This window comes from Psychrobacter sp. NG254 (assembly GCF_015277735.1).
Classification (GTDB): Bacteria; Pseudomonadota; Gammaproteobacteria; order Pseudomonadales; family Moraxellaceae; genus Psychrobacter.
Window position 1 is genome coordinate 177,039 of sequence record NZ_JADHDA010000005.1, and the last position, 19,548, is coordinate 196,586.

The 19,548-nt window shown below is 45.2% G+C and carries 17 protein-coding genes; 13 read left to right on the forward strand and 4 right to left on the reverse strand.

Features of this window, described 5'->3' with window-relative positions:
- Positions 1-439 precede the first annotated feature (439 nt).
- The 3 genes from IP510_RS10135 to IP510_RS10145 all read left to right on the forward strand — a co-directional run bounded on the left by IP510_RS10135 (position 440) and on the right by IP510_RS10145 (position 2,972).
- Positions 440-1,099 (forward strand): hypothetical protein, encoded by a 660-nt coding sequence (locus tag IP510_RS10135; protein WP_194364665.1) that lies wholly within the window; start codon positions 440-442, stop codon positions 1,097-1,099.
- A 373-nt stretch (positions 1,100-1,472) separates the two neighbouring features.
- The gene (locus IP510_RS10140; protein ID WP_240215757.1) at positions 1,473-2,456 is read left to right on the forward strand and encodes a malate dehydrogenase; all 984 of its coding nucleotides are present in this window, start codon (positions 1,473-1,475) and stop codon (positions 2,454-2,456) included.
- 276 nt (positions 2,457-2,732) lie between these two features.
- Positions 2,733-2,972: a DUF2789 family protein gene (locus IP510_RS10145; RefSeq protein WP_194364666.1), complete on the forward strand. Its 240-nt coding sequence runs from the start codon at positions 2,733-2,735 to the stop codon at positions 2,970-2,972.
- Between the two features lie 101 nt (positions 2,973-3,073).
- Here IP510_RS10145 and ribF read toward each other — a convergent pair whose 3' ends face one another.
- Positions 3,074-4,156: a riboflavin biosynthesis protein RibF gene (ribF, locus tag IP510_RS10150; RefSeq protein ID WP_194364667.1), complete on the reverse strand. Its 1,083-nt coding sequence runs from the start codon at positions 4,154-4,156 to the stop codon at positions 3,074-3,076.
- Between the two features lie 203 nt (positions 4,157-4,359).
- Between ribF and IP510_RS10155 the strand changes: the two genes are divergently transcribed.
- Positions 4,360-4,986, forward strand: coding sequence for a GNAT family N-acetyltransferase (locus IP510_RS10155; RefSeq protein WP_194364668.1), 627 nt, complete (start codon positions 4,360-4,362; stop codon positions 4,984-4,986).
- Positions 4,987-5,027: 41 nt separating this feature from the next.
- Here IP510_RS10155 and IP510_RS10160 read toward each other — a convergent pair whose 3' ends face one another.
- From IP510_RS10160 to ampD, 3 genes are all read right to left on the reverse strand, one after another.
- Positions 5,028-5,657: a hypothetical protein gene (locus tag IP510_RS10160; protein ID WP_194364670.1), complete on the reverse strand. Its 630-nt coding sequence runs from the start codon at positions 5,655-5,657 to the stop codon at positions 5,028-5,030.
- Between the two features lie 124 nt (positions 5,658-5,781).
- A complete protein-coding gene (murJ, locus tag IP510_RS10165) occupies positions 5,782-7,332 on the reverse strand; it encodes a murein biosynthesis integral membrane protein MurJ (protein WP_194364672.1) in 1,551 nt (516 codons plus the stop codon).
- A 121-nt stretch (positions 7,333-7,453) separates the two neighbouring features.
- Positions 7,454-8,089, reverse strand: a complete 636-nt coding sequence (gene ampD / locus IP510_RS10170) for a 1,6-anhydro-N-acetylmuramyl-L-alanine amidase AmpD (RefSeq protein WP_413786479.1) — start codon at positions 8,087-8,089, stop codon at positions 7,454-7,456.
- Positions 8,090-8,273: 184 nt separating this feature from the next.
- Here ampD and IP510_RS10175 point away from each other — a divergent pair, with 184 nt between their 5' ends.
- From IP510_RS10175 to IP510_RS10215, 9 genes are all read left to right on the forward strand, one after another.
- Positions 8,274-10,475 (forward strand): DUF4105 domain-containing protein, encoded by a 2,202-nt coding sequence (locus IP510_RS10175; RefSeq protein WP_227669648.1) that lies wholly within the window; start codon positions 8,274-8,276, stop codon positions 10,473-10,475.
- Positions 10,476-10,540: 65 nt separating this feature from the next.
- The gene (locus tag IP510_RS10180) at positions 10,541-11,389 is read left to right on the forward strand and encodes an SDR family oxidoreductase (protein ID WP_194364674.1); all 849 of its coding nucleotides are present in this window, start codon (positions 10,541-10,543) and stop codon (positions 11,387-11,389) included.
- Positions 11,390-11,521: 132 nt separating this feature from the next.
- Positions 11,522-12,544: a hypothetical protein gene (locus IP510_RS10185; protein WP_194364676.1), complete on the forward strand. Its 1,023-nt coding sequence runs from the start codon at positions 11,522-11,524 to the stop codon at positions 12,542-12,544.
- A 77-nt stretch (positions 12,545-12,621) separates the two neighbouring features.
- On the forward strand, positions 12,622-13,326 hold the full coding sequence (gene pyrE, locus IP510_RS10190) for an orotate phosphoribosyltransferase (protein WP_194364678.1): 705 nt from the start codon (positions 12,622-12,624) through the stop codon (positions 13,324-13,326).
- A 69-nt stretch (positions 13,327-13,395) separates the two neighbouring features.
- A complete protein-coding gene (gshB, locus tag IP510_RS10195; RefSeq protein WP_194364680.1) occupies positions 13,396-14,358 on the forward strand; it encodes a glutathione synthase in 963 nt (320 codons plus the stop codon).
- Positions 14,359-14,649: 291 nt separating this feature from the next.
- On the forward strand, positions 14,650-15,735 hold the full coding sequence (gene murG, locus IP510_RS10200) for an undecaprenyldiphospho-muramoylpentapeptide beta-N-acetylglucosaminyltransferase (RefSeq protein WP_194364682.1): 1,086 nt from the start codon (positions 14,650-14,652) through the stop codon (positions 15,733-15,735).
- Positions 15,736-15,820: 85 nt separating this feature from the next.
- Positions 15,821-17,260 (forward strand): UDP-N-acetylmuramate--L-alanine ligase, encoded by a 1,440-nt coding sequence (murC, locus tag IP510_RS10205; protein WP_194364684.1) that lies wholly within the window; start codon positions 15,821-15,823, stop codon positions 17,258-17,260.
- Positions 17,261-17,301: 41 nt separating this feature from the next.
- Complete coding sequence (locus IP510_RS10210) at positions 17,302-18,297, forward strand: D-alanine--D-alanine ligase (protein ID WP_227669649.1); 996 nt, start codon at positions 17,302-17,304, stop codon at positions 18,295-18,297.
- A gap of 358 nt (positions 18,298-18,655) precedes the next feature.
- A complete protein-coding gene (locus tag IP510_RS10215) occupies positions 18,656-19,447 on the forward strand; it encodes a cell division protein FtsQ/DivIB (RefSeq protein WP_194364686.1) in 792 nt (263 codons plus the stop codon).
- Positions 19,448-19,548: the final 101 nt, after the last annotated feature.

Below are 19,548 nucleotides of genomic sequence, written 5' to 3' on the forward strand. Positions count from 1 at the left end.
GTACCTAGTTTTAGATGCGGCATCTTATCAATTAGAGTATTAGAGACATAGCTCAATTGAATAGACCACTAACACATCATTGTTAGTGGTCTATTGTTATCAGCTTATAGATTGACCAAGACTTGTCGGTTTGTTTAGGGCGTGTCCTCATTTGCCCTAATAAAGTGCTTGTTTTCAAAACACTTCTTGACCATTAGGACAAAGTTTACGTTTTTGCTATAGATTAAAAAAAACGTTTTGTTACCATTAGCTTAACTAGTACCCAAGTTTTTTTAGCTTATAAGTAGAAGGTTATCTCTCTTATACTTGAATACAGCATCTTAAACTATCGCCTATCTTTTATCATTGCTAACGAACTGTCCTCAGCCCTATGATTAAAAAAGCCAAAATAAGTGTAAATACACCGTCATTTCGTTGCTTATACCCATTAGGTACAAGAGTGCTGAACAGTCATGTCACGGGTAAAGTCAATACGGCAGTGGGTTTTGGTGCCTTGCTAATCATGCAAGGCATTATGATGTTATCTGCACAGGCTGCAAATACCGTCAAAACAGGTCAGCGTGTGTTGATGATTGAGATGACGCCAGCACTGTGTAGTCTGCAACCAACGCGCGCGCGTATGCGTCAATGCCTAGAAGGATATTCGCTGACGGTATCAGGCTTGGACATGGGGTATGGTGAGCGCTGCGGCCGTGGTAGTGAGCCACGCCTGACCCCATTACAGCTAAAAGTGGTCAATCGCATCATGCCAGATACCACGGTACGTAGCCAGACATGGCAACGCTATGGTGCTTGTAGTCCGCTCAGTGCCAGCAGTTATTTCCGTCAAATTACCAACTATGCTGGTGCATTAAAGCTGCCTAATGAGCTCAATACTGGCAACAGCTATACTGTCGCCAAATCGCGATTTATCAGTCAAATGACCCGTCTAAACAGTGGCATGTCTACTGCTAGTGTCGATCTTATTTGCCAAGAGGGCAGTCGTCGTCAGTCCATACTGACCGACATACATGTCTGCTATGAAGGCAGCGAGTTTGGCTCCTGCTATGGAAAAACTGACAACTGTGGTAGCAAGTTTATTATCTCAGGTGGTCGTTAGTTTTTAATCAAAACCCTCCATATATCGTCTCTTTAATGATGACTTTCCTGTCATTTATTTCTATTTTATAGCGAACATAGTCTAATTCTAGCATCAAATAATGGCTCTCTATCCTGCTATCTTATCTTCTATAAAGTGCTCAAGCGTATAGTCCAAAAGGATTTGAGTGCTATAAGAGTCATCTCGTATAAAATGTAACAATATAATCTTCAGTGGTCGTCTTGCGGTATCTAGACGGTCAATGTGATGAAGTGCTACACTAGCTCTCGGTTTATAGATGCTGCTACGCAGCTCACCACTCGATATATAAAACGATAATCATCCATTAGCGTTATGAATTATCTAATAATCAATTAGGGAGTATTCCATGTCAATGAAACAGCCTTTACGTGTTGCCGTCACTGGTGCCGCTGGTAATATCAGCTACGCGATGCTATTTCGTATTGCATCTGGCGAGATGCTAGGTAAAGATCAGCCAGTTATTTTGCAATTACTTGAAATCACTCCAGCACTTGACGCCCTAAAGGGTGTGGTCATGGAACTAGAAGATTGCGCATTCCCATTGTTGGCGGGTATCGTTCAAACTGATGATGCTAACGTTGCATTCAAAGATATCGACTATGCTTTGCTAGTTGGTGCGCGTCCTCGTGGCCCAGGCATGGAACGTAAAGACTTGCTAGAAGCCAATGCTGCGATTTTCTCAGCACAAGGTAAAGCATTGAATGACGTTGCTAGCCGTGATGTAAAAGTATTGGTGGTCGGTAACCCTGCCAACACCAATGCATTGATCGCTCAGCGCAATGCACCAGATCTTGATCCACGCAACTTCACTGCAATGACTCGTCTAGATCACAACCGTGCTATGGCACAGTTGGCTGGTAAGACTGACAGCACTGTCAATGACGTGAAAAAAATGATCATCTGGGGCAACCATTCATCAACTCAGTATCCAGATCTAACGGCTTGTACTGTTAATGGTAAGCCTGCACTAGATCTAGTTGATCGCACTTGGTACGAAGGCACTTATATCCCAGAAGTACAACAACGCGGCGCTGCTATCATCAAAGCTCGCGGTGCATCATCTGCTGCTTCTGCTGCCAACGCTGCTATCGCACATATGCGCACTTGGGCATTGGGTACTGATGAGAACGATTGGGTATCAATGGGCGTTTACTCAAACGGCGAATACGGCATCGCGGAAGGTTTGATTTACTCATTCCCATGTACTTGTACTAATGGCGACTGGTCTATCGTAGACGGCGTTGATGTATCATCTGATTTCTCAAAAGAGAAAATGGCTGCGACTGAGCAAGAGCTTAGCGAAGAGCGTGATGCGGTAGCACACTTACTACCATAAGTAGATATTTTACTTAAGTGGTAATAGCAAAAGTAGCACATAAAAAAGCCCTCTGAAATATGAGGGCTTTTTTGTGTTTGGATAAAGTGGATTTATCAATACAGTCATTTTAATTTTTTTGTGTTTTATAGTGAGTTGGCTAAATGGATAAAAACTTGCCATTAACACAATTGATAACGTTAGATAAACGTTGATTAACAGCTTTTTAGACAAAGCTTGCTACAATAATTAAGTCAATTTAAATAATAACTAATTCACAATATTTAAGGAAAAATTATGTTGGGTGAACCAGAATACAATATGAATGAGCTATTTGCTCAATTGGGTCTTGATAACACTGACGAAGCGATTGATAACTTTGTCGAAAATAACCCATTATCAAGCGAAGAGAAGTTAACCGAAGCAAGCGTTTGGACGGACAACCAGCGCATGTTTTTGCAAGAAGAATGGCAAAAAGACGCAGCATGGATTGAAGTCATCGATGACTTGAACGTGCGTATGCATCCCGATGCCTAAACACGTATAATATAACTAATAACGCATAGCTAATAAAAAGCCCCACGATATTGATATTATCGTGGGGCTTTTTTTATGGATGATGTAAGGTTAGCTAAACCTTAATCTTGCTCTTTACGCCACTCAAGTAAATCAGTCACGTCTTGATGAATACCAACTTTTAACGCATCTAATCCATCATAGCGGCGCTCACCATGCAAAAAGTGTAAGAAGCGTACTTGTAAGTTCAATCCGTATAAATCAGCTTGCAGTTCTGGGAAATGGACTTCAAGGCGCCAGTCACTGCCTTTATTCACCGAAGGTCTGATACCGACACTGGCGGTGCCAAACAAACTATGTGCTCGCAGCCCTGCAATACCTATCTGGTCATCGGTTGCATGCTTGCTCAAACCATCCGCTATGACATTTCCATCGTCGTCTAGGCTGACCACATCGACGGCAAAGATACCATGCAAAGCTGGTTTTATTCGCTGCAAATCAATATTGGCAGTAGGGAAGTTCATAGTACGACCGATCTGATCGCCACGGACGACGGTTCCTGTGATGGCATAGTGACGACCAAGTAACCTGTTTGCCGCTTGAATGTCGCCTGCCAATAATAAATCACGAACGCGAGTAGAGCTGATACGTGCAGCGTCGTTATCGATAGTATCAATACTGCCGCTACCAATACTATCGTTATTAGTATCGCCATCAGTGACTGTATGCAGATTGGTCACATCCAAGCCATAGTGACGCAAAAACTGGCTGTCACCAGTGCGGTCATGACCAAAGCGGAAGTCATCGCCTAGCACCAGTGCTTTTACATTCAAACGCTTGGCCAAAATATCTGCAAACGCCTGTGCAGATAGCGAGCGAAAATCGCTATCAAAGCCTGCCACGATTAGGGTCTCAACCCCATACTCTGCGAGTAATGCTTGCTTTTCTGCCAAATTGGTCAAACGGGCAGGTGCTTTGTCTGGGGCAAAAAACTCACGCGGCTGTGGCTCAAATATCATGACAGCGGCCCCAAGGTGTTGGGCGCGTGCAATATCACGAACTTGGGCGAGCATTGCTTGATGGCCCAAGTGAACACCATCAAAGTTGCCAATCGTCAGCACGCAGGGCGACAGCGCTACTGGACTGGTGGTTTCAGACAGCGCGCTTGGTGATGCGATCAGTTGCTCAAGAAAATAGGTTTTCATAAATTTCAGCTACGACAAGACCAAATAAAAAAACGAAAAAACACATCTATACTTAACATTGATGTGTCTCAAATCAGCCATTATAAAGTAAAATAGCCACACTAACATCCTATAGTCTGTGTGCAATGATGGCATGACCCATAGGATGGTTATTCTTTATTATCAACGATGCTAATCACAATCCCAACAATGATGGAGATCTTATGACTGATGCTGCCTTAAATACCAACCCAACCGAACTATCAACATATCAGCTCAGCGATCAGTTCTTTGTGCAGCATGCGAGTAAAGAAGATTTAGCAGGCGTTTTAGACGTTTATAACCAAAGCATACCTGGGAAACAGGCAACCGCTAATCTGGCATTGGTCACCGTCGATGAGCGTATGGTTTGGTTTGAGGAGCATATAAACAGTACCACGCGTCCCATCTATGTGGTCAAAAAAATACTAGCGAATAGCGACAGCACAGAGCAGACAGTATCGCAGGTAGTGGCGTGGGGCAGCTTTAGCGATTTGTACGCGCGCACCGCTTATCATATCAGTACAGAAATCAGCGTCTATCTAAGTCAAGACTGCCATGGGCAGGGACTTGGCAGCTCATTGACACGCTGGATGCTGACCCAAGCGCCACACTTAGGAATACGCAATGTCATCGCGCTAGTATTTGCTCACAATCAGCCAAGCTTAGGACTATTCCGTAAACTTAACTTTGAGCAGTGGGGGTATATGCCAGAGGTATGCGACATGGATGGGTTCATCGCTGATGTCGTGATGCTCGGTAAAGCCGTGACCTCAGACAATACCTCAGATAAAGAGACTAAGGCGCGTTAATCTAAGAAGCGTTAGCCTAAGAAACTTCTATTTAAGAAACCTCAACCCAGAATCTTCCATTGACCTTTTATTTTCTGCAGCTGATAGGTCAATGGTGCAGGTTCACTCTGTCCTTTGAGCATCAACTCGCCGGTAATAGTGGCACGGGTTTTGTCATCATTATAGGTGGTATCGGTAATAGTAACGCCTTCGACTGTCTGCTGAAATGCCGACTGAGTATTGGCAAGTTCTGCTTCAAAATTTGCCATATCTACTTGATAGTAAGCTACTGCGTCTTTTACATCGCCATAATACAAACTGTTTAGTGCTTGCTTGACCGTATCCTCTGGCGTGCCAGCTTGCGTTGAATTGGTTACTAGGCTCTTTTGTTTGGTCGCAGGGGTTACTGGATTGATATTATCACTATCAATCGTTGTCTTATCTTCAACACTATCTGTGACTTCGCCTGTTTCGCTACTACTATCAGTGCTCTCTTCTTGATTGGCCGTATCATTGTTTAATGTGACGTCTTCTGAGGTCTCAACGGCCGCTGCGGTATCTTCACTATCGGCAGTGGCTTGAGTATCCGCAGAATCATTATTGCTGCAACCGCTAAGCAGTAGTCCAGTACTCAGGACACCGGCTACTAGTAGGGTCGGTAGGCGCTGGAAGATTGGCTGTTTTGTTGTCATATCAAACCTCAAATTTCATGTATTCATTAGTGGTTCATTATGACAACTATCAGGGGTGAGCATTGTCAATTCTCATAACAGGCTTGTTTTGGTTTCGTAAGCCTATATCTGCCGGTATTGCAGTCTATCCATGCTTGAGCTGGCGAGGACGGAATCCTGTCGCGAGTAATACCACACCATACACAATGGCGCCTACGGCACACATGATAACGAGTGCGATGATACGTTGCCACTGGGCATCATCGGTAGGGAAGTAAGGTAGCATGGCATACAGTATGCCAATCATTGAGCCAGTTGCTATCGCAAATTGTATGAATAGTTTTTTCCAATGAGGGCCAAAACGGAAGATATCGCGCTTGTGTAAGAAGTAATATAACAAACCTGCATTGACGAAGGATGCCCCTGTCGTTGCCAACGCCAAACCACCGTGTAGCGGTATCTCTAAGAAATAAAATATACCAATAAATATCAAACTAAAGACCATATTGGCAATGACGGAGATGATACCAATTTTTACGGGTGTTCTCATGTCTTGACGGGCAAAAAAAGCAGGCGCAAAAATCTTAATGAGCATGAACCCTAGGATACCACCTGCCATACTGCGTAGTGCCAGCGAGCTCATTTGTGCATCACGTAACGTAAACTCACCACGTAAAAACAGCGCTTGCATCAGTACATCGGCCAATACAAATAGCGCGGCTGAGGCAGGGACACCGACCAAAATAATCAGACGTGCCGCCCAGTCAATGGTCTTTCTAAAACTGACATCGTCTTTTTGCGCATCACTTTTTGACAGACTCGGTAAGATAACCGTACCAATCGCTACACCAATCAGACCCAACGGCAGCTCGCTCATACGTTCGGCCGCATAGAGCCAAGACACCGAACCGCCAATCATCAATGAGGCAAATATCGTATTCAACAATAAATTAATCTGCGTGACAGAGACACCGAAAATGGCAGGGAGCATGAGCTTTAAAATACGACGAACGCCTTCGTGCTGAAAGTCAATCTTGGGCGCGACCAACAGTTTCTGTTGCCATAGCTGCGGCAGTTGTATCAAAAACTGTAGCAAACCTGCGATAGCAACCGCATAGCCAAGCGCCATGATAGGGGTGTCAAACATGGGGGCAAATATCAGCGCCCCACCGATCATACATAAGTTTAATAATACTGGCGCAAAGGCAGGTGCGGCAAACCGACCATAGCTTTGCAGAATACCACTGGCAAAAGCGGTCATGGAAATAAATAGCAAGTACGGAAAGGTCAGGCGTAGCAGCTCAGCGGTAATGGCAAACTTGTCAGGCTGATCAGCAAATCCAGGGGCAAATAGCGTGACCACCCAAGGCGCGATTAAAATGACAACCACCGTCAGCATCGACAAGACTAGTAGTAGTGCACCTGAGGTACGGCTGACTAGAATTTGCACCTGCTGTAAGCTGTATTTTTCTTTGTACTCTGACAATACCGGAACAAATGCTTGGCTAAAAGCACCTTCGGCAAATAGACGTCGCAAAAAGTTTGGGATTTTGAAGGCGACCAAAAAGGCATCCATCAAACCACCTGCCCCAAAAACCCCTAACAATACAACATCACGTACCAGACCTAAAATACGCGACAACATGGTCATACTGCTGACGACCATGGTTGAACGAAATAACCGACTTTTTGCCATGAGAACCTATCTTGCTGAGTAATATACTGAGTTGTTTAATGAATGGTTGGCGTAAAAAAACTGACGAATTATAGCACTTTCACCATCGAGATAAATGGATTGGGTGTGGAAATCGCTTTTGCTATGACAATGTGTGATCTGATGATTTTTTGGAGATTAGCTGCCGCAGCCTTGACCACTCGAAATAATCGCCAGGGTCGGTCTTGCGTCCTGGTGCGATATCACTATGACCGGTCAAATGCCGCCGCGTTTTGGGATAGGCCACGTATATAGCAGAGACAACTTTTGCAAGTGTCTCATATTGCGGGGCGGTAAAGGACACAAAATCTGACCCTTCAAGTTCGATGCCAATGCTATAATCATTACACTCAGGCCGTCCCAAATAGCTTGACCGACCTGCATGCCATGCGCGCTCATTGAAATTGACAAACTGAGTGATAGTGCCATCACGCTCGATAAATAAATGTGCTGACACCTCTGCACCTTTGATGGTCTGAAAATACGGATGAGCATCCCAGTCTAGTTGATTGGTGAATAACGCTTTTACATAAGGTAGGCCATCAGTGCCGCACGCACCAAATTCGTTCGGTGGTAGACTGATATTGTGAATAATAATCGCGTCAATACTCACATGATTCGGTCGTATATTATAGTTTGGTGAGGCAAGCCACGTGGCTGCTGAGAGTAAGCCGTCTGTGATAGTCATCGGTGACATAGAGGATGATAGGGGCAACGAGCTTGATGAAGATGTGGGCATAGTGCTCTCTTTTTATGATAGCGGTGATACGAGTAATGATTATAGTAGTAGTGATAACGGTGTGATAGAGACTCTATCAAAGTAGTTATATGATAATGCACTTTTTGTAGTAGTTGATTTTTTGATTCAGCAGACCTTGATAGCGCTGATAGCGTATGAATAATAACGTGCGAGATTTTACCTCATGTCTATGAAACTGACGTCTATATCTATAGATGCTACCTTAGCAAAAATCGGCCCACGAGCACGTTTGTCAGTGGCTGTTGCTGGATTGCTATTCTCTGTACCGGCTTATGCATTCTTACCGACGCCACTCGCAGTCATTGAGCCTGACACCTTATCATCAGTTGCATCTGCATCTGCATCTGCATCGCCTTCGGAATCACTGCCGCCTGAATCATCAACCGACCTATCACCTGCTGATTTTGATTCAGTTGCGTTATCTGAGTCAAATAATAGTCATAGCACGGAACAAAATACTCAAGATAACGTGGTTTCGGCATCAGACGTGACTACAGAGCAGCTGCTATCAACATGGCGGCAGCAAGTAAAAACAGACAATCTAGCAGAGCATACAACATGGCGACGCTTATTATATTTTTACGATGATAAAAACAATGCATTTGGTAAAAAGAAAACGGAGAGTTTGGTCGATGATTCACGCTTCTTTTTGAGTGAGAACGGCCAGTACGATTCAGGTGCAGAGCTCGATGCTATGCTAGTAGCGCTCGCAAAAGAGCTGACACTACCGCCGACTACCAACAAACAACAGCTTGATGGCCACCCGAACAATAACGACTCTGTACTATGCCGTTTTCCAGCGCGTGCTGCATGGTTAACCCAGCAGTTAAACATCGGTGATGTAAGTCTATCAACTGAGTGCCCAAAGCTCGACGAATGGATGTCGACATTGGCACCTGAGCAGCTATCTATTGTATTTGCTCAAGAGTATTTGGACAATCCGCTCTCCGCTTTTGCTCATACATTATTGCGCATTGACTCAAAAGAAAGTGTGGCTGACCCTACCCAAATCCAGCACGCTCATGCACTCAATTATACGGTAGACGGCGATCCAGACGATAGCTTTCCGATATACTCCGTCAAGTCAATGATTGGTGCTTACGGCAGTCTTATTGAGATTGACCCTTATCCAGAAAAGCTGGCAAAGTATCTACATGATGACGAGCGTGATACGTGGACATATCGATTGAATCTGACCCCAAGTGAGGTGCAGCAGATTATGCGACATGTTTGGGAGACTAAGTCGCTCAAAATGCCGTATTACTTTACCACAGACAATTGTACCTCTGAGATTCTACGACTTATCGATGTTGTCCGTCCGCAGCAAAGTCTATTAAGCAAATTACCTTATGCCGTCATCCCCTCTGATGTGATTCAGCTATTAAGCAGTAAAAACCTTTTGGCAAGTACTGCTTATACCCCTGCCGATAACACGTTACGTCAAGCTCAGCTGAATGAGATTAAGCAACAGCGTCAGCAGTTGGGTTATCACAATAGCGCCATGCAGACCGTTAGCGAGATAAAGTCTGCACAGCTCAATCCTATATCTAGCCTGTCAGCCGATAGCCAGAGGTTACTTAAGCGTCAAATAAACGTATCGGATAATAATCCAACAGACAGACACCCACTACAGCTAGGGACTATAGGTATAGGGCAGCGCGGTGATAATGACTATATCGATATTGGGGTAAGAGCAGGGTTTCATGATACGCTTGACCACGCTTCAGGGTATCCACAGTTTTTCAACCTAGAAGGTTTGGCTGCGACCCTGCGTCTGTATGACACAGATGATAACAAGCCCAATCAACCAGACAGCGTAGTATTACAGAACCTCACTGTGATTCGTGGTCGCTCTTTTAACCCTGTCAACTCTGCCAAAAAAGGCAAAACGTGGGGCGCAAGTATCGAAGCGATGCGCGTTAATGATGGTTCGCAAAAAGACGGCACAGACCATTTAGTGGGTAGCGTAGGTTATGAGACGGGTTGGTCATGGGCATTTGGTAACCCAAGTCAAGGTACGGGTGAGATGCCATCGCAGCTATGTTATACCCTTTTGGCAGGCACGGCGCAAGCAGGGCGCGGTATCAATAAAGGGTTTCGCGTAGGTGCAGGTGTCAATGCAGGCTGTCGTTATCAGATTAACAATCAGTTACGCGCGCAGGCTGAATTGCAATTGCCATATTGGTATCATGGCAGCAGCGATGCGTCAAATGTGCGCGGGCATTATTGGCAACCGATCTCAAGCCTCGGGCTGCAATATGATATTGATAAAAAACAAGCACTACGTATCAATGCCAACTATGACTGGCAGGATCGTGTCGATACCAACGATGACATACAGCTGTCTTATAGACGCTATTTTTAAGCACATCACTTGTAGATTTGGGTGTTTTTCGGCGTTGTAGCAATTGTATTAAAGGAAAGAGCTTTATGAGTATGCAAAATTTACTGGTTATTGGCCAAGGGGATATCGGCCTGCCACTCACCAATAAGCTGGCCTCTGAAGGTTATGATGTGACGGGACTTGCTCGTAGTGAGCGCCATCAGTATGAGTTAGTAAACGACGCTAACTTCCTACAAGCGGATGCGTTAACTTTGACAGCAGAGCAGCTGCAACCGTTTACTCATATTGCCATTATCGTGACGCCTGATGAGTATTCGACCAGCGGTTATCACAACAGTTATCTAGCCATTAGCCAGCATTTGGCAACGCTTGCTCCACAGCTCACCAAACTTGAGCGTGTGGTATTCATTTCTTCTACTGGTGTTTACGGTCAGGACAATGGTGAGTGGATTGATGAGCATGCTGCACCTGTGACACCTGCACGCGCTGCGTCAAAGGTCATATTACAAGCAGAACAAGCATTGCAACAAGGCTTTGGCAAAAAAGCCATTATCATTCGTCCGAGCGGCATTTATGGGCGCGAGCGTCTGATGCAATTACGCAAAGCCCGCGAGCCACAAAAAGAACCAGTGGCAGCTAGCCACTGGAGCAATCGTATTATGGATCGTGATTTGGTGACGATTATTGCCAATGTTCTGACCACAGAGACACCCAAGCCTCTTTATATCGCGACAGATTATCGACCGGTTACCACGCTTGAGCTTGGTGTTTGGCTCAGTGAGCAAGTAGGTGAAGTGCCGCCCGCTATTGATGATAAAAAAACCTCAGTGACAGGAAAACGCTTACACAGCAATATTCCGTTAGCTTGGCTTGATTATGCTGATTGGCAAACAGGATATCGTGATATTTTGGATTATCAGGCTTCGGGTCATTAAAAACCGGGTCATCAAAGTCCGGATCATTAAGCCGTAGCTTATCAAAATTAGAATCATTAACAGCAAGATGGCTGTTTGGTTTGATCGCTCTCATTCGTTTTATGTTTTATCGTAACCGCTTCTGGAGATTTCATGACTCAGCCTTCAACTTCTGATGACCACCTATCTAATACCAAGCAGGTAGCAGAAGGCGATGACAATGCAGAAGGTCAGGGCATACATAAGACTGAAAAATCCTCTGCCTTGCCCGTTAGTCAACAGCCTGCGATTGTACATCCTAATTTTGATCCAATGCAGTCACCCCTTGACCCTGCACGGTCATTGAGTGATATTCCAGAGCCTGCTCGGCGCTTGAACGGTCAATTACAGCGACTTTATGGTCACTCCTCGCGCTTTTATCAGCCTACTGAAGCCAGCTCGTCGAAATGGTCACTGATGGCATCAGATACTTTGGGTGAGCACTTGTCACTTCTCAGCGCTGCACAGTTAATTGAACTACCCGATAGCTTTTATCAGACGCATAGTGAGCCGCCCTTATTGTCTCCTTTAGCGGATATGATATTGTTAGATATGTCGGACATTCAGCAAGCCATTCGTGCCTATCCACAACTGAGCCGTTATGGATTTGATGCGATTGATCATCCAGCTGCTATCGAGCCTAGCAATGATAAGGCTGCGCATAAAAGTGCGAATGAATCGGCAGCGTCTTTGCAAGTATTGACTAAGCGTTATAATCCTGACGAACTACTCAGCAGTGTCTACGCTGATGACTGGCAAGTGACGTTACAACCGCAGCAATTTGAGACCGGTGAGGGCAGTTTGGCGACAGATATTTTGGCTTGTAGTGTGGCTGTCCATGCGCTAAAGCAATGTAGTACTCGCAAAAGTATCAATCATAGTTATAGTGCCACCCAAATCTGTCAACATATACGCAGCTATTTGCTCAGTCAGATTGTTCGTGAGCCGAGTCAACGCCATGCTTATCGTCAAATACGTATCTTTAGCGGCCACGTCATTGTGGCGGCTTATCATCTAGGCTGGCAAATTCAGCAGCGAGCCGATGGTCAGAGCTATTTTAATCTCTCATCACGCAGTGGTTTATTGACTCGCTATGCCAATATGCAAGAGTACGATATCAATGGCTGGTTGAGTTAATGATTGGTCAAGTGGATCAATAATACGTACAATAACGCAAATTTTCTGCCCCTCTTTTTGCCGATAGGAATGTCATCATGTCTCAAGTACAACGCGCTCAAGATTCATCATTTTCATCTCATCAGTTCATTCAACTGGCCTTAGACAATCAAGTGCTCAAATTTGGCGAATTCGTCCTAAAGTCTGGTCGAATCAGTCCGTACTTTTTTAATGCAGGGCTGCTTGCGACAGGTGAAATGCTATCGTTGCTCGCACGCGGTTATGCAGATGCCTTAGCTGAACAAATGGCAGCCGCAAATGATGGTGCTGATCAGCAAGAGCTGGTTATATTTGGTGCCGCTTATAAAGGTATTCCGTTTGTGGCAGCGACGGCGCAGGCGTTATGGCATCACCACGGTATCAATGCTCAATGGGGCTATAACCGTAAAGAAGCCAAAACCCATGGTGAAGGCGGCAATTTGGTCGGCACTGATGTGAGTGGCAAGGCAGTATGGGTACTAGATGATGTCATCACCGCTGGTACAGCCATGCGTGAAGTGGTGGAGATTTTAGAGCAAGCAGGTGCCAGTGTGGCAGGTATTATCGTGGCGCTTGATCGCAAGGAAAAAGGCCAAGCAGAGCACTCTGCTATTCAAGAGCTTGCGTCGACACTACAAGTACCTGTACGTGCGCTGGTCGATATCGATGATTTGATCAGCTATTTGGCAGAGCAAGATAGCCAGTATAAAGATGCGACTCAGCTGGCCAAGATGCAGCATTACCGTGAACAATATGGCGTATAGTTGCGCACTAAATTTTCATACCGCATGAGTTTGTTCTATATTAATAAAATAACATAAGTGAGCTTTATTATGAGCCAAGAAAAATCATTAAAAATACTCGTCATCATGGATCCTATCGAGCGCGTCAATTATAAAAAAGACACTAGCCTCGCCATGATGTGGGCCGCTCAAGATCGTGGGCATCAGCTTGGCTATTGTCAGATTCATGACTTATGGTTGAACCGTGGTCAGTTGATGATTGATAGTCAGCCGCTCACGGTTCAGCGTGATCCAGCAGATTTTTATACGTTGGGTGATAAAGTCACTGGTCCAGCCAGCGAATATGACGTGATTTTAATGCGTAAAGATCCTCCTTTTGATATGCGCTTTATTTATGCCACTTATATGCTTGACCATGCAAAGGCAGCAGGCGTACTGGTGGTCAATGACCCACAAGCGATCCGTGACTGTAATGAGAAGCTATTTGCGACATGGTTTAGCGAGTATATGAGCCCGACGATTGTGACTAGCAAACAGGCACATATCCGTCAATTTATCGCTGAGCAACAAGACGTGATCGTCAAGCCATTAGACGGTATGGGCGGTACGGGTATTTTTCGTTTGACCGCTGACAGCCCAAATATTGGGGTGACACTAGAAGTATTGACTGAGCTTGAGACTTTGCCAATCATGGCGCAGCGTTACCTGCCAGAGATTAAAGAAGGCGATAAGCGTGTATTAATCGTTGATGGCACCGTGGTAGATTATAGCTTGGCCCGCATTCCAACCAAAGGTGAGACCCGTGGCAATCTGGCGGCTGGCGGTAGCGGCGTGGCCATGGCATTGACTGATATTGAGAGTCAAGTAGCAGAAGTAGTGGCACCGATTGTCAAAGAAAAAGGCCTCATGTTCGTAGGTCTAGATTTAATCGGTGGCCGCATCACTGAGATCAATGTCACCAGTCCGACCTGTGTACGTGAGATTGATGATCAATGTGGTACAGATATCGCGACAGATTTTATCATCGCGATTGAGTCCAAATTTTCGGCATAAAGATGGCTATGTTTATCCGTATTTTGACGAGGTGAACCAGCTGTTTTAAGATATCGTTAACCAGGGCACTGTTTTATGTACCATCAGTGCCGCACAAGACCAAGTCGTGACTAAATCCAGATCAAGTACGGCTTGGAAATTTGTGCCTTTCGCTGCATAAAGTACTGTATATAAGACAATGATTTACTCTATACTATGCGGACTTTTGCCGTGTCATTATTTTTCATCAGTGGCATCATAGCGGTAGGATAAACCTTTCATACCAATAAAATAAAAGATAGGCAGGCGTTCATGAAAACACCGCATATATTGATGATGGCAGCTGGTACGGGCGGGCATGTTTTTCCAGCGCTTGCCGTGAGCGACGAGCTGACCCAACGCGGTGCGGTCATCCATTGGTTAGGAACGCCAAATGGTATGGAGAACGGTCTGGTTGAGCCGACTGGCTATTCTTTTCATGCTATTAATATGCAGGGGCTGCGTGGTAAAGGGGTAGGGCGATTATTGAAGCTGCCTGTGACTTTGCTATCAGCGACGATGGCTGCCGTGAAGGTGATTCGTAGCAATCAGATTGATGTGGTCGTCGGGTTCGGTGGCTATGTGTCTGCGCCTGGTGGTATCGCTGCCCGTCTGACCAATAGACCATTGATTATCCATGAACAAAACGCCATCGCTGGTATGAGCAACTGCTATTTATCCAAGCTCTCTACCAAGACACTACAAGCGTTTGAGAATACTTTTGCCAATAGCGCGCAAGATGCCAAGCTTGAGACCGTGGGTAATCCTGTGCGTAATGCTATCACTGGTGTCGCAGCGCCAACGGTACGCTATGATTTGAATGATCGCTCACCGCTGAAGCTGCTAGTAGTGGGCGGATCACTTGGCGCTCAAGTGTTGAATGACACTGTGCCAAAAGCATTGGCCTTACTCGATCAGCCATTTGAAGTCATGCACCAGTGTGGCCGCAATAATGAAGTCGCGACCCAAGCGGCTTATGGCGAACAGACTTTAGATAACCATCAGTTCACCGTGCAGCCGTTTATCAATGATATGGCGGCAGCTTATAATTGGGCAGATATCATCGTTTGCCGCGCAGGTGCATTGACAGTGACCGAAATTCAAAATGTCGGCATTGCCGCTATTTTTGTACCGCTACCGCATGCAGTGGATGACCATCAAACGGCCAATGCACGCACATTGACGTCACATGATGCCGCCATATTGTTACCGCAGTCTGAGCTGACAGCCCAGCGTTTAAGTGATGAGCTTAGAGTGCTTGATCGAGAAAAGTGCCTAGCGATGGCTAAAAAAGGCCACGCCCTTGCCAACCGCAGTGCGAGTAAGCAAGTTGCTGATATTATTTGGCAGGCGCTGTAGTCTTTACGGTTACTGCCGCTCGTTTTTATTCATCAAATTTTACTGTCTTTTAATTTTTATTGACCTCTAATAAAGAGAAATTCTTATGCCTAATTCTGCAAAAGCTCTACCTAAGCGTTTAATTGAAATACCAGAGATGCGCCGTATTCAGCATTTGCATTTTGTTGGTATTGGCGGTTCAGGCATGTGCGGTATTGCGGAAGTGATGAACAATCAAGGCTATCAAGTCAGTGGTTCTGACATCGCAGAAAGTCTGGTGACTAAGCGTCTACAGCAGATTGGCATCGAGATATCGATCGGTCATGACTCTAAAAACATCGCCAATGCTGACGTTATCGTTGTATCCTCAGCGATTGATCGCAGTAACCCTGAAGTTAAAGCGGCGCTTGAAGCTCGCCTGCCAGTGGTACGCCGTGCCGATATGCTTGGTGAATTGATGCGCTATCGTCATGGTATTGCGGTTGCGGGTGCGCATGGCAAGACGACGACCACCAGTTTGCTCACCACGATGATGGCAGAAGGACAATTAGATCCAACGTATGTGATCGGCGGTAAGCTAAACGCGTCTGGTAAAAACGCGGCACTCGGCAGTAGCCGGTTCTTGGTAGCAGAAGCAGATGAGTCTGATGCGTCATTCTTGTCTTTACATCCGATGGCCGCGATTGTGACCAATATCGATCAAGACCATATGGAGACCTATGAGAATAGCTTTGATAAATTAAAAGCCGCCTACATTCAGTTTCTGCAAAATATGCCGTTTTATGGTCTAGCAGTGGTATGCGGTGATGATCCAGAATTGTATGCGATGATTGATGATATTGGTCGTCCCGTGCTGACCTTTGGTCTTGAGCCTTTTAACGATGTACAAGCCATCGATTTGGTCACCGAAGGCACTAAAACCCACTTTACAGTATTGCGCCGTGACCGTGAGCCATTACGTCTGACATTGAACATTCCTGGTACGCATAATGTTTATAACGCTCTTGCTGCCATCACGATGGCGACCGATGAAGGCGTTGATGATGCAGCGATTGAGCGTGCCCTGCAAAAATTTGAAGGCGTGGGCCGTCGTTTTGAGCAGCATGCTTCTGTCGATATCGATGATGGTAATGTCTTATTGATTGATGATTATGGTCATCATCCAAAAGAAGTCGATGCGACCATTAAAGCCGCTCGCCAAAGCTTCCCTGATCGCCGCCTAGTGATGTTATTCCAGCCGCATCGTTATAGCCGTACCCGTGATTGCTATGATGATTTTGTGGAGGTGCTATCAAGTGTTGATGAGCTACTACTATTGGATGTGTATTCAGCAGGTGAGAGTCCAATCACAGGGGCTGATACTAAGTCGCTAGCACGCAGTATTCGTTTGCGCGGTGAAGTGGAGCCGACCATTATTGACAAAGACAATCTTGCACCTGTCATGCAGCGCTTACTGAAAGCCAATGACATGTTGATTACCCAAGGCGCTGGTAATGTGGGACAGATTGCGGTCGATTTGGCTGCCAATAACCTTTATATTAAGTAAAATAACAATACTAAATGGGCTAAAACTCAGGGACTACCTTCATGACGACCAATAATAAAGACAACATAAGCACTCAGGACGCCGCTATTAGTGATGTGTCTGTAGACACTGCAACCATTCACACGAAAGATGCCAGTCAGTTTGGCAAAGTAGCGGTCATCTATGGCGGCACCAGCAATGAGCGTAGTGTCTCTCTAGACAGTGGTGCTGCTGTGTTGCAAGCACTACAAAATCAGGGCGTCGACGCCACGCATTTTGACCCAAAGCATCAAGATATTACTGAGTTACGTGAGTATGATCGCGTGTTTAATGTCTTGCATGGTCGCGGCGGCGAAGACGGTTTATTACAAGGTGTGCTGCAGTGGTTTGATATCCCGCAAACAGGCTCAGGTATTTTGGCATCGGCGCTGGGTATGGATAAAGTACGCACCAAGCAGCTATGGCAAGGTTGCGGCTTGGCCACCGCACCATTTTCATTATTGACCGCTGAGACCGATTGGCAGCAAGTCGTGAATACATTAGGATTGCCGCTGATTATTAAGCCCGTTCATGAAGGCTCAAGCATTGGTATGACCAAGGTCAATACGCTTGATGAATTGCCAGCAGCCTATGCTACTGCTGTAGAGTGCGGTGATGCAGTGATGGCTGAGCGCTGGATTACTGGCCGTGAGTTTACGATTGTCATCATTGACGACGAAGCCTATCCTATCATTCGCCTTGAGCCTGCTGATATTACCAACTTCTATGATTTTGAGGCCAAGTATAATCGTAATGATACCAGCTACTATATTCCTTGTGGATTGAGTGCTGCTGAAGAGACGCATCTACAAGAATTGAGTCTGGCAGCCTTTCGTGCCGTCGATGCAAAAGGCTGGGGCCGTATCGATGCCATGCAAGATGAAGCAGGCAATTTTTGGTTGCTTGAAATCAATACCGTACCAGGTATGACCAGTCATAGTTTGGTACCGATGGCCGCAAAAGCGAAAGGAATGGACTTTGATTCATTGTGCTGGCACATACTAGCACAGACGTTGTAGCCCGCTATTAAGGCTATTGAATGTATCACTAGAGCTGCTATAGCACAACTTCATGTAAACTTGTGTAAATTCCTTGCTCCTAGTAGGTGTTAGGCTATTGTTTAATCATAAAATACGTTAATATTGTAATAATAGGTCTGTTTCAGTAATATTTATGTTTTTTTATGAATATTCATGATAAGTGATTCATAAATTAAGAAAAATGTTACGTTTAAATGAGACGAATCGCTGCATATACATAGTTTTCTTGACAGACTTTGATAATATAGCGAATTACCAAGCATCTGCAAAACATATGCAGAGAGACATCAATAAATAGCATGATCAGTTTTATGCAAATATAGGGACACAGGTCGTTATGGCTCAAACTGTCAACGAGGTAACTGACTTGATGAGTGATACAGCTGGTCGCCCAAAATCTAAAATCCAATTATCGCCTTTTGTCAAGTACCTCTTTATGGTGTTGGTATTAGGATTATTGGTGCTGATATTGGTGATGGGTGGTAAAGCATTACGTGATGCACCGCCTGCTGAGATCCATGTTAGTAATAAAGATTTGTCCGTTGGTCAATACCATGCCTTACAAGACGTGATGGATCAGCAGCAGGTAAGCAGCTTTTTTACCTCTGATTTGCAGGCACTAAGAGATATTACGATGGGTCTGGCTTGGGTCGACCAAGTGAGCATCTCTCGTGATTGGCAACGCGGTATTGTTGTGACGGCATTGCCCAAACAAGCTGTTGCCAATTTTGGCACAGAGCGTTTGGTTGATGCAAAAGGCTCAGTATTCGTCCCTGTTGATAGTCAAGATTTGACGCAGCAGCGCTTTGCGACCTTACAAGGTGAGATGAATCAAGCACCCGTTATTATGCAGCAAATGCAGCAAGTCAATGACTGGTACGCACCTCTTGGTATGCAGGTTGATGATATTATCCTATCACCTAGAATGACATGGTTGATACGGTTTGATAATGGGCTGCGTGTGATTGTCGATAATGAGAACACGGCACAAAAACTATTGAACCTCAGTCAGTTGCTTGGTCATCAGTTAAGTACCCGCCGAGATGAGATGCAGTCTGTAGACTTGCGCTACAAGAATGGTTTTACGATCGCTTGGAACGTAACAGCACCTGCTGATGAGTCAAAATAAAGAATATATGTAAAACATCATAGCGTTTTGATAACGCTTTTTTTAATGAATGAATAGGGGAGTGTTACGATCTCTCCTGTTTCGCGATAATTTGTCTGGTA

Excerpts from the sequence above, each read along its gene's own strand:
- IP510_RS10145 (WP_194364666.1), top strand. The coding sequence starts at position 2,733 with ATGTTGGGTGAACCAGAATACAATATGAATGAGCTATTTGCTCAATTG.
- IP510_RS10215 (WP_194364686.1), top strand. The coding sequence starts at position 18,656 with ATGGCTCAAACTGTCAACGAGGTAACTGACTTGATGAGTGATACAGCT.
- ampD (WP_413786479.1), bottom strand. The coding sequence starts at position 8,089 with ATGCCCACATCTTCATCAAGCTCGTTGCCCCTATCATCCTCTATGTCA.
- IP510_RS10155 (WP_194364668.1), top strand. The coding sequence starts at position 4,360 with ATGACTGATGCTGCCTTAAATACCAACCCAACCGAACTATCAACATAT.
- murJ (WP_194364672.1), bottom strand. The coding sequence starts at position 7,332 with ATGGCAAAAAGTCGGTTATTTCGTTCAACCATGGTCGTCAGCAGTATG.
- IP510_RS10160 (WP_194364670.1), bottom strand. The coding sequence starts at position 5,657 with ATGACAACAAAACAGCCAATCTTCCAGCGCCTACCGACCCTACTAGTA.
- pyrE (WP_194364678.1), top strand. The coding sequence starts at position 12,622 with ATGTCTCAAGTACAACGCGCTCAAGATTCATCATTTTCATCTCATCAG.
- IP510_RS10140 (WP_240215757.1), top strand. The coding sequence starts at position 1,473 with ATGAAACAGCCTTTACGTGTTGCCGTCACTGGTGCCGCTGGTAATATC.
- murC (WP_194364684.1), top strand. The coding sequence starts at position 15,821 with ATGCCTAATTCTGCAAAAGCTCTACCTAAGCGTTTAATTGAAATACCA.
- IP510_RS10210 (WP_227669649.1), top strand. The coding sequence starts at position 17,302 with ATGACGACCAATAATAAAGACAACATAAGCACTCAGGACGCCGCTATT.
- ribF (WP_194364667.1), bottom strand. The coding sequence starts at position 4,156 with ATGAAAACCTATTTTCTTGAGCAACTGATCGCATCACCAAGCGCGCTG.
- gshB (WP_194364680.1), top strand. The coding sequence starts at position 13,396 with ATGAGCCAAGAAAAATCATTAAAAATACTCGTCATCATGGATCCTATC.
- IP510_RS10185 (WP_194364676.1), top strand. The coding sequence starts at position 11,522 with ATGACTCAGCCTTCAACTTCTGATGACCACCTATCTAATACCAAGCAG.
- IP510_RS10180 (WP_194364674.1), top strand. The coding sequence starts at position 10,541 with ATGAGTATGCAAAATTTACTGGTTATTGGCCAAGGGGATATCGGCCTG.
- IP510_RS10175 (WP_227669648.1), top strand. The coding sequence starts at position 8,274 with ATGTCTATGAAACTGACGTCTATATCTATAGATGCTACCTTAGCAAAA.
- murG (WP_194364682.1), top strand. The coding sequence starts at position 14,650 with ATGAAAACACCGCATATATTGATGATGGCAGCTGGTACGGGCGGGCAT.